Here is a 3109-nt window from a genome sequence, read left to right on the forward strand (position 1 = left end):
CCCCGCGCCCCGGCCCGCGCCCCGCGCCGCCCGCCGGGCGTCACCGCGCGCCTTGCGCCGCTCCTTGCGCATCTGCCGGGCCGTACTGCTGGGGACCGACACCACGCCGTTGCGCTGGTTCCACACCTGGCGGGTCACCCACACGTCCAGCACGGCCCAGGTGGCCACCACGGTCGAGGCGACGCTGCTCATCACCATGGGGAACGCCAGCCAGGAGCCGGCGAGCGTGCTGAGGAAGGCGACCATGGCCTCGATCAGTGTCACCGACATGATGATCACGGCGCGTACGGCGGCCTTTCTGACCGCGTCCGGCATGCGGTGGCGCACCGCGGGCTCCTCGACCCAGAGCCGCCGGGAAACCCCGGCGAACCCCTGCGCCGATGCCATGCCTTGCCGCTCTTCCGTCTCCATGGACCCGTCACTCCCCACACCGTCCGACATCAGGACTCACTGCCCGGCTTCCGTCGCTTCACGCCGGTCGAGAGCCGAATGTGATGCGCGAACCGCCCCGCAGTTGCCCAACGTCCCCCTGATCCCCGCACATAAGGACGATTGGCCCGACTGGAAGATTCCCGCAGCCTGCGGCGTTGCGAATAATTCAAGCCACTTGTTTGAGCGGATAAAGCACCGTCCGGCCTGGTCTTATCTCGATCGCCCGGAAGGATCATCTCTCCCGATACCGGGACAACTCATGATCGAGACAACGCCGCGTGGCTGAAAAACATCCGGATGTGTCTTCGAGTTGCAGGTGTGTCAGTAGTAGGCTCGCGCCGTTTGTTGACGGAGTATCTCCCGCACCCGGCGGGGGGCCCGATCTGGGGGAGGCCATGCGCTTTCGCGGGAAGTCCATCCGCCGGAAGATCGTGGCGCTGTTGCTCGTGCCGCTCATCTCGCTCGTGGCGCTCTGGGGCCTGTCCACCACCTTCACCGGTAGTGAAGCGGTCAAGCTGATGAACGCCAACAACGCGGTCAACAAGGTCGGTCACCCCGTCGAGGACGCCGTCGCCCGGCTCCAGCAGGAGCGCCGTCAGACGCTCATCTATCTGGCCGACCCGCGCGCCGCCGACTCGCTCAGCCGACTGCGGGCCCTGCGCGACGACACCGACCGCGCGATCACACGGGTGCGCAAGGGCGCCGGATCGTCCGGTGTGCGCGGCCAGTTGAAGAACAGCACCTCCCAACAGCTCACGCTCTTCACCGACTCGCTCGGCGGTCTGTCCCGGCTGCGTGCCACGGTCGACAAGGGCACGGCCTCCCGTGCGCAGGCCCTGGACTTCTACAACAGGGCCGTCGACCCCGGTCACAACTTCCTCTCCGACCTGCTCGGCCAGGAGGACGTGGCCCAGGACAACTGGGGCCGCTCCCTGGTAGGCCTTGAGCGGGCCAGGGAGATGTTCTCCCGCGAGGACGCGCTCGTCGTCTCCTCACTGATCACGGGACAGATCACCCAGGAAGAGATCCGTACGGTCTCCGACCTCGTCGCCAACCGGACGCTGCTCTACCAGACGAATCTGGCCGACCTGCCGGGCCCGGACCGGGCCACCCTCCAGCAGTACTGGAACAGCCCCGCCAACCTGACCCTGCGCGACACCGAGGACCGCCTCATCGCGGCCGGCGCCACCAGGAACCCCAAGACGGTGGACGCCCAGGGCTGGATGCGGATGACCACACCGGTCCTGGTGGACCTCAGCAACGAGAGCGCCCAGACCGACGCCCTCTACCGCAGCCACATGAAGCCCGTACGGCAGAACGTCTTCGTACGCGTCGGCATCGTCGCCGCCCTCGGCCTCATCGCCCTGCTCGTCACCGTGATCGTGTCCGTACGGCTCGGCCGCGAACTGATCCGTGACCTGTCCGGACTGCGCAAGGAGGCCCACGAGGTCTCCGGCGTCCGCCTGCCCAGCGTGATGCGCAGGCTCGCGGCGGGCGAACAGGTCGACGTGGAGACCGAGGCCCCCCGGCTCGACTACGAGAAGGACGAGGTCGGCCAGGTCGGCCAGGCGCTCAACACCCTGCAGCGCGCGGCGGTCGAGGCCGCCGTCAAACAGGCCGACCTCAGGCGCGGCGTCTCCGAGGTGTTCGTCAACCTCGCCCGCCGCAACCAGGTCCTGCTGCACCGTCAGCTCACGCTCCTCGACACCATGGAGCGCCGTACGGAGGACACCGAGGAACTGGCCGACCTCTTCCGCCTCGACCACCTCACCACCCGTATGCGCAGGCACGCCGAGGGCCTGGTGATCCTCTCCGGCGCCGCTCCGTCCCGGCAGTGGCGCAAGCCCGTCCAGCTCATGGACGTGGTGCGCGCCGCGGTCGCCGAGGTCGAGGACTACGAGCGCATCGAGGTCCGCCGGCTCCCGCGGATCGGCGTCGGCGGTCCCGCCGTCGCCGACCTCACCCACCTCATCGCCGAACTCCTGGAGAACGCCACGGTGTTCTCGCCCCCGCACACCGGGGTGCAGGTGCACGGCGAACGCGTCTCCAACGGCTTCACGCTGGAGATCCACGACCGCGGTCTCGGCATGACGCCCGAACTCCTCCTCGACGCCAACCTGCGGCTCGCCGAGACCCCGGAGTTCGAGCTGTCCGACACCGACAGGCTCGGCCTGTTCGTGGTCAGCCGGCTCGCCCAGCGGCAGAACGTCCGCGTCTCGCTCCAGCCGTCCCCGTACGGCGGCACGACCGCCGTCGTCTTCCTCCCGGTCGCGCTCCTCACCGACGCGCCCGAGACCGAGGGCACCGGCTTCCGGCTGGACCGCAAGAGTCCGCGTGACCGGGTGCGCGCCGAAGGCGGCGGCCGGCTCACCGCGCTGGCGCAGATACCCACCGGGCTCGGCAACGGCCCGTCCGTCCTCGACGGCCCGGTCGAACTCGAAGCCCCGGTCGGCGCGCTCGGCCGCGACGACACACCGCTACGTGGCGGAGGTGACGGCATCGCCGATCTGGACGACCTCGACAGCGAGCGCGGCGGGATCTTCCGCGCACGCGAACATCTGCGCGACGCGGGCAGGGACACCGAGCGTGCGCAGCGCACCGGCCGCGACGACCTCCGGCTGCCCGGCGAGCAGCACCAGCAGGCCCCCGACACCCTTCCCGACGGTGCCGAAGCGCC

Annotated in this window: 2 protein-coding genes; one reads left to right on the top strand and one right to left on the bottom strand. The window is 69.7% G+C overall.

Annotated features, from left to right (window positions below):
• On the bottom strand, positions 1 to 411 hold a 411-nt coding region (locus HY68_RS23020), incomplete at its 3' end, for a hypothetical protein (protein WP_241778648.1).
• Between the two features lie 416 nt (positions 412 to 827).
• On the opposite strand from HY68_RS23020, the gene HY68_RS23025 reads away from it, so the two are divergent.
• Positions 828 to 3109, top strand: a 2282-nt coding sequence (locus HY68_RS23025) for a nitrate- and nitrite sensing domain-containing protein (RefSeq protein WP_052457148.1), incomplete at its 3' end; no start/stop codon positions are given.

The sequence above is a fragment of the Streptomyces sp. AcH 505 genome (assembly GCF_000818175.1).
Taxonomy (GTDB): Bacteria; Actinomycetota; Actinomycetes; order Streptomycetales; family Streptomycetaceae; genus Streptomyces.